The sequence below is a fragment of the Weissella confusa genome, assembly GCF_004766315.1.
Taxonomy (GTDB): domain Bacteria; phylum Bacillota; class Bacilli; order Lactobacillales; family Lactobacillaceae; genus Weissella; species Weissella confusa_A.
This window is the reverse complement of sequence record NZ_PVSN01000006.1, coordinates 20,460-28,409: the sequence shown is the minus strand read 5'-3', so window position 1 is coordinate 28,409 and position 7,950 is coordinate 20,460. Positions and strand designations below refer to the sequence as shown.

The following is a 7,950-nucleotide window of genomic DNA, read 5'->3' as shown; positions in this document are numbered from 1 at the left end:
ACGGTTCCAGTTAAAGCATCGGTCATGATAAGCGGATGGTAACCGACGTTCAAGTAGTGATAATTAAAACCAATTTTTTCTTGATGACCAAAGGTCTCAAAGTAGGTTGAATCAAAATCTAGCACCAGTTCAGTATTGGCTGATCTTTCATCAATTAAAGAGACAATACGACGATTTAATTCTTGTAGCTCATCAATGTCTTCGTTCGTGAGATGTGATAGAAATCTGGAAATAGTTGGTTGAGATGCCATGTTTTGCGCATAAACAAGTCGATGTTCGATATCTTGGGTCAAGTAATCTGCAACGTCGTCGTTGCGATAACCTTCGATAACTTGAATGAGCATTTGCAATAACAATTCTACCTTAGCATAGCGTGGATTTTTGCGATTATCGTTGAATTCAACGTTATTAAAGAGCCTGGAAATTACAGGCGAATTCAGAAAAATACTAAGCAGCACGTTGCCACCATCCGAGGTAATTGGTGCCCCATTGTCTGAAACTGCAACTAAATGGTTGCTAGGTAATACTTTTTGAGTCATAATTTTAGACGCTCCAATTTTTGAGTATTTGGTTTGTTTTCCACTAACAAAATATCATAAAAAAGAGCTCCTATGGTTTTCACCCAACGGGTGAAAGCGCAAAACCCGCTGAAACGGTATTAACTTGCTGTTTCAGCGGTTTTTTGTTTGTCTTGATGAATAATCCGGGTTTGTAATTAAAATATCTCACCGGCTAAATATAACTTACTTTTCGGACGTATGCAAGCGCTTTCATAAGAAAACAGGATTAAATTTGTTCTTTATTCGGGAAAAATAAAAAATGACCCGCATCCCCAAGGATACGAGTCATTTTAAAAATTCAATTATTGAAACCAATATAGCACTGTCGCGATTGCCAGCAGGACACCGGCGATCGTGATAATTGGTCGTCGAATGTCCTTACCCACAACAATCAAAGAGGTGGCGATAAACAGCCCCACCAAACTTAAGATATTTCTGATCATGGTAAAGACCTGCTTTGTCGTAATTATGATTCAACGTGTAATGAACGAATGCCTCGTAGAATATTACCGTAATCCTCACGCTCTAGCATACCACGATTTAGCTCAGTTACCGCATGTTCAAGACGCTTATCGGCATCAGCACCGAATGACAAACCTTGCTCGCGGGCCGTGTTCACACCGCTAATCACGTTCATCGTAAATTGGTGCAACACTTCGATTGGCGCCAATTCAACAACACGGTTCGTGATAGTTGGCTCGAAGTCATTCAACATATCCGTGATGGCCATAAACTCATCAGGACGGATGGCACCTGCCACCACGATATCCAATTGTTGGAAGAACGTGATGATTTCAGGGTCGTTTGCAAAACCGAATACTTCCGCTTCACGGTGCATTGATTGAATCAATTGCCCCAACATACGAATGTTTGACTCACGGAAAGCCGGCACAAAGCGGATAAATGACTTAATGACCGTCTCGTAGTCAGCAGCCGTCAAATCATCTTCGGTACGCTCACGCATCCCCTTCAACGCCATTTCGATAACTGGATCTTCCCCAGCAACTGCATATGAATCAACGATGTTAGCGGCAACCTTCTTCAACATTTCGCGGTTACCTTCGTAGAAACGCAACGGTGCGAACATCAAACGCGTACGGAACTCCGTCAAACGCGCTGACAAATCAGCAACCGTGTCGCCTTCCTTAAGGTCCTTCGCCATGTTCAAAATGCGCGTACGATCTGCTTCGTACAACTCATTTTCACGCACATCAATCACTTCAGCCAACTTGTCCATGCGGGCCAAAACTGACTCTGTTGCCTCAACCATGGCTTCAGGGTGCATGATGTCGCAGTCCCAACCAAACTTCTTACTGATTGTGTCCTTAGGTTCGGCGTTGATCTTCTTTTCAAGCTCTAAATCTGTTAGTTCTCCAAGTCCTTGCATAATTTTCACCTCAATTATTTGGTATCTCTACCCACTACTTCTATTAAGACTATCGTACCTAATAAATGTTGGGTAATTGATATGAAAATACGAAAAACGCTGGCCTTTTTCGTAAAAGACCAGCGTAAATTTCTATTCTTGATCATATTGCCATTCATCTGGGAAACGGAATGTACCATTCGTACGCAATAGCGCTGATGGGTACAACTCCTTCACCATGAAGAATTCAGGCGTGATTTCAAAGGCTGGCTTAACGCCAAACTCCGTTGAACGAATGTAGCCAAATTGGTTCCAGTAACCCGGCCAACCGATAGCTGCCAAAACGCCGTACCCAGCGAAGCGGGCCACAATTTCAGCTTCTTCAACCAAACGCCAGCCTAGGCCGCAACCACGGTGAAGCGGGTCAACAACTACTGGTCCAACAACACCGACTGCTGTGCCGGTGCGGTTATCTGAAACCGTCGCAGCTGATACGATGACGTAACCCAAAATTTCGTCACCACGCTTGGCTACGATTTCAATCGGCTTGCGACCAAATGGGTTGCCAGCACGCAAACGGCGCACCAATTGTTCTTCTTCACCAGTGCTGTAGTTGGCATCGTCAAACGCACTGCGAATAATCTTGTCGACCTGGTCGAAATCCTTATCGCCCAAGAATTCAAATGTCACATCCAATAATGGATGCGTTTCATTCATTTGGCGCATTGGGAAGCGGTCAAAGATGTAGCCCAATTGCTTCATGAAACGCAACTTTTGCGCATCCCCATGACGCAACTTCTCACTACGATCTGGGTCGCCAATCAAGTGACCAAACAAGTTGTACAAATCGTACGTCGTGAGCACATGGAACTCAGGTTCGGTGTGCGTGAAGATGAATTGACCTGGCAACTTATGCCCGATTAGTGGCTCGACCGCACTTTGTGGCATAAAGGCAACTGACAGCGTGTCATCAGTGTTTGAGAACACCAACTCCGGCATGTCCAAACGTTCAAAACCGACCGTGCGCATCACGGATTCAATCATCAATTCATTGTCGATAACATCATCATTCAAAATCAACGGAGCCAACTTACTATCCAAGTCATATCCTGACAAGATTTCCAATGCAAATCCGCCTGATACGATTGGTGTGATATTGGCTTCATTCAACGAACGCACCAATTGTTCAAATTGTGTATAGCGCTTCACATCCATTTCGGTGCGCCCTCCTATCTCAAAGTTCAGTACTTTAATTATACCCCACAAGGCTACTTGTAAGCTTGCCTTAACTCACGGAGCATATCTTTCGTCTCCGTTTCATAGCCGTATCGCTCATTTTCCTTGGCTACGGTTGGCGCATCGTGCACGTAACCCAAGCCTTCGTAGACCAAATTGCGGTACAAGTCCAAGTATGGCAAACCGCGTTCTTCAGCAAGAGCCATTTCAGCTGCTTGGTCGTATGCCACCGTGCGGAAATCCGTCGCGAAACGCGTCCCTTCGATGTCCAACATCAAATAACGGGCCTCACGGTTTTGACGCATCTTACGCTTCAATGAAAATGGGCTGCCGACTGAACCAGGGTTCAAAATGGCTCGACCATCCGAAGCCGTGCGATAAATCATTTGGTGTGTGTGAACATAGATAGCAACATCCGCATCACGCCCCAAGAATAGCGCATCAAAATAATACTGATCACTCATCGGCAACAATTCATGACCCGAATTCTTGTTTGGCATATTGTGCGACAACGTGAAGGTTAAATCTTCAACGTTCCGTGTATCAGATACTGGCAATGCCATGATAAAGTCGTAATCTGCTTTTGGCATGTGTTGCATGACATAGGCTGACAAACGCGCCGTGTAAACACGCGTTGGCTTGTTGTAGTCCACCGTTCGCTCCAACGCTGCGAACATGAAGTCATCCCAGTTACCGCGTAGCCAAACCGTCACGTTTAGCTCGCGCAACATTTCAACCACATCATGCGCACCAGGCCCCGGCATAAATAAATCGCCTAAGAACCAGAATTCATCAGCACCTTGCGCTTTAGCGTCCGCAATCGTTGCTGCCAACGCCGTTACGTTACCGTGTACGTCAGATAATACTGCCACCTTTGTCATGTCACACACCTCCATTTCGTTACTGCTATTGTAAGCGCAAAAAAGCCCCAATTCCCGCGAAAAGGGAACTGGGGACTCTAACTTAAATCATCTTACGATCTGATTGTTGCAACTTCTTCTCGAAACGGCCCAACACACGGCTGATACCGAACGTCAAAATGAAGTAGATTGCAGCTGTAATCATCAATGGAATAAATGGCTTAAATGAGGCACCTTGCACTACTGACGTTTGGAACGTCAATTCACCAACACCGATAACTGAGACAACTGAACCTTCCTTGATAACCGTCACAAACTCGTTACCCAAGGCTGGCAAGATGTTCTTGATGGCTTGTGGCAACACCATGAAGCGCATCGTTTGCATCTTCGTGAAACCAAGTGAACGCGCAGCTTCAGTTTGACCGGCTGGCACAGCTTGAATTCCAGAACGAATAATTTCAGCAACATACGCAGCCGAGTTCAAGAACATGGCAATCGCACCGGCCATGAAGCTTGAAACATCCAATCCAATCACTTGCGTTCCAAAGTACACAATGAACACTTGAATCAAAAGTGGCACACCACGGACTGCTTCAATATAGGCAACGGCCAACCACTTCAACGGCTTCACGCTTGAAAGCTTCATCAAAGCCAATAGCACACCAAGAATAATACCGAAGAACACACCGATGACCGCCAAGCCAACCGTGTAAAGCGTTCCCTTAGCAAAGTAAGGCGCGTACTTTTCGAAGAATGACTCCTTGTGGTTCATCAAGGCAATCGCTTCGTTCTTCCACTTTTCTAGCGGATCACCGATAACGTGCTTTTCCAAGATGTTATCAACCTTGCTTTGCAAAACCGTTGCGTTCTTAGCCATCACAACTGAAGAACCGTTCGTTTCACCTGGCAACGTGGCCTTCGCAACCGCAAATTGGTTACTTTGATCCATGTAGCTGTCAGCCGTCGTATCCGGCACAACCACACCATCAACCTTGCCTTGCGTCAATTGCGTCACGGCATCGTTTACCTTCTTCAATGACACAACCTTCTTGGCATCAACTTGCTTGGCCGCATCTTCTTGAATTGATGAAATTTGGGCAGCCAACGTAGCCTTCTTCAAGTCGTTCAAGTTAGCCAACTTATTCGCGTTCTTCTTAAGCGTCATGGCCACGTTCTTATCAACGAAGTATGGCTCTGAGAAGGCAACTTCTTGTTCACGCTCAGGCGTCGCGGTCATACCGGCCACAACCATGTCGACCTTACCCGTCTTAACAGCACCAAGCAATGCGTCAAAGCTCATTTCTTGAACGACCAACTTCACGCCCAAACGCTTGGCAATTTCATTGGCAACTGAGATGTCAAATCCAACAATCTTGTCCTTACCGTTCACCGTTGTGTGGAACTCGTATGGCGCGTAATCCGCTGACGTTCCAACAATCAACTTACCGCTCTTTTCGATTTTTGAAAGAACTGGATCCGTTTCAGCAGCTTGGACAGACGTCAAACCGGCAAAGGAACCAATCATTAATAATACCGCCATGACAGCCGTCATGACTTTTAATACCCACTTATGCATATAACTCATTCTCCCTTTGTCTTACAACATCTTTGCCAAGAAACTTTGCGCACGCTCTGAATCTGGGTTTTCGAAAAATGCTTCTGGATTATCATATTGCGTCATATCACCATCAGCCATAAACCAAATCTTTGACGCCACTTCACGTGCAAAGCCCATTTCGTGGGTGACAACCAACATTGTCATCCCTTCTTGGGCCAACTCACGCATCGTCTTCAACACTTCACCGACCATTTCAGGGTCAAGGGCTGACGTTGGCTCGTCAAACAACATAATCTTAGGATTAATTGCCAAGGCACGCGCAATCGCCACACGTTGTTGTTGTCCACCTGACAATGAAGCTGGATATGCTTGTGACTTTTCAGCCAAGCTAACCTTTGCTAGGAACTTTTCAGCAATTTGCGTTGCTTCATCATCAGCCAGCCCCTTCACCTTCAACAACGCAATCTTAACGTTGTCGATAACTGACATGTTTGGGAACAAGTTGAAGCTTTGGAATACCATCCCCATATCTTGGCGAATCTTATACAATTCAGTTTCAGTTGCCTTTGAGATATCTTGACCATCAAAGATAACCTCACCTGACGTTGGTCGATCCAACATATTCAAGCCACGCAACAGCGTTGACTTTCCAGTTCCTGAAGGTCCAAGCAATGCAATCACGTCACCTTCTTCAACAGATGCATTGATATCTTTCAAGATGACCTTGTCACCGTATTCTTTGTGGAAGTTTTTAATCGTTAAAATCGCCATAACGTTTTCCCCGTTTCATATTCGTTGGATAAATATTAACAGGTAACGAAATTTTATGCAATAACTTTGTTTATTTTTGCATAAATATCACTCCTTGCATACAAAAAACGCTACTGCAGCAACTGCAATAGCGTTTTTACCCCTGTGAGAGAGTTTAATTATTATTGGGCAATGTTTTGTGAAATTGAAGCTTCGTCTTCATGCCAACCCTTAGCGTGGGCACGTGAACGAAGATCTGCTTCGATTTGTTCAAGTGATTGGTTACGCGTTTCGATTGTGAAGTACTTAACGAACGCAATAGCTGCGATACACAAAACGGCGTATCCGATGAACAATGAACCAGTTCCGAAGAAGTTCAACAATGGTGGGAACGTCAATGAAACGATGGCATTTGCAGCCCAGTTAACAACGGCTCCAAATGAGTTACCCAAACCACGGATGTTCAATGGGAATGACTCACCGATCATAACCCACATAACTGGTCCCCAAGTTGCTGAGAAGAAGGCGATGTAAATCGTCAACGCAACAGCACAGATGTATGAGGCAGCTTGTGATTGACCTGAGAAGTGCATTGAGAATGACATGATGAACAATGAAATACCCATTCCCCAGGCACCCCAGATCAACATCTTCTTACGGTCAACCTTGTCCATCATCTTCATGGCTACCCAAGTAACGATAACGTTGAAGACACCGATTCCGATGTGGGCAATCAAGGCAGCACTAACACCGAAACCAACATCAGTAAAGATTGTTGGGGCATAGTACAAAACTGTGTTACATCCCATGACTTGTTGGAAGATAGCCAATCCCATTGCCATAATCAACACTGGGCGAGCCATGATACCGAACAATTCCTTGAATCCACCGTTAGCCATTGAAGCTTGCAACTTAATGTCAGCCAATTCAGCTTGTGCAGATTCTGAGTTATCTTGCAATTGCGTCAAAACTGCCAAAGCTTCGTCGTCTTGACCCTTACGAACCAAGTAACGAGGTGATTCTGGCAAGGCAATTCCACCGAAGAACATGATGATTGAAGGCACAGCAGCCAATCCCAACATCCAACGCCATCCTAGATCAAAGCCAGACAAAGCGTAGTTTGAGATGTAGGCCAACAAGATACCTGTCATGATCATCAATTGGAACATGGTTCCGATTCCACCACGCTTATCGGCGGGTGCCAACTCTGACAAGTAAGTTGGAATCAAGGCTGAAGCACCACCGACGGCGATACCCAACACAATACGTGAAGCAACCAATAGCTCAAAGTTGTGAGCAACTGATGATCCCAAAGCTCCGATGATGAAGATGATTGATGAAACCATCAACAACTTACGACGACCATACTTATCTGAAGATGGTCCAATAATTGTGGCACCGATAATGGCACCAAGCAACACGGCTGAAACAACCCAACCTTGTTGCCATTCACCCAGGTTCAATTGCTTTTCAATAAATAAAATAGCTCCAGAAATAACACCTGTGTCATATCCGAAAAGCAATCCCCCAAGGGCCCCAAAGAAATAAATTAAATTAGTCGATAGCGACTTCTTTTCCGTCTGCATGCTTATTCTCCCTAACGTAAACATAAAGCAACAA

General features: G+C 45.0%; 7 protein-coding genes. All 7 read right to left on the bottom strand.

The window, feature by feature from the left end:
* A partial coding sequence (locus C6P11_RS01005) for a transposase (protein ID WP_210114210.1) occupies positions 1–539 on the bottom strand: 539 nt, incomplete at its 3' end.
* 487 nt (positions 540–1,026) lie between these two features.
* On the bottom strand, positions 1,027–1,947 hold the full coding sequence (locus tag C6P11_RS01000; protein WP_135518022.1) for a hypothetical protein: 921 nt from the start codon (positions 1,945–1,947) through the stop codon (positions 1,027–1,029).
* 132 nt (positions 1,948–2,079) lie between these two features.
* Positions 2,080–3,141 (bottom strand): GNAT family N-acetyltransferase, encoded by a 1,062-nt coding sequence (locus C6P11_RS00995; protein ID WP_135518021.1) that lies wholly within the window; start codon positions 3,139–3,141, stop codon positions 2,080–2,082.
* 53 nt (positions 3,142–3,194) lie between these two features.
* Positions 3,195–4,043 (bottom strand): metallophosphoesterase family protein, encoded by an 849-nt coding sequence (locus C6P11_RS00990; protein WP_135518020.1) that lies wholly within the window; start codon positions 4,041–4,043, stop codon positions 3,195–3,197.
* A gap of 82 nt (positions 4,044–4,125) precedes the next feature.
* Positions 4,126–5,598, bottom strand: a complete 1,473-nt coding sequence (locus C6P11_RS00985) for an ABC transporter substrate-binding protein/permease (RefSeq protein WP_135518019.1) — start codon at positions 5,596–5,598, stop codon at positions 4,126–4,128.
* Positions 5,599–5,619: 21 nt separating this feature from the next.
* Positions 5,620–6,351 carry an amino acid ABC transporter ATP-binding protein gene (locus C6P11_RS00980; RefSeq protein ID WP_135518018.1) on the bottom strand — a complete coding sequence of 244 codons (732 nt, stop codon included), beginning with the start codon at positions 6,349–6,351 and terminating at the stop codon, positions 5,620–5,622.
* A 161-nt stretch (positions 6,352–6,512) separates the two neighbouring features.
* The gene (locus tag C6P11_RS00975; protein WP_135518017.1) at positions 6,513–7,916 is read right to left on the bottom strand and encodes a sugar porter family MFS transporter; all 1,404 of its coding nucleotides are present in this window, start codon (positions 7,914–7,916) and stop codon (positions 6,513–6,515) included.
* Positions 7,917–7,950: the final 34 nt, after the last annotated feature.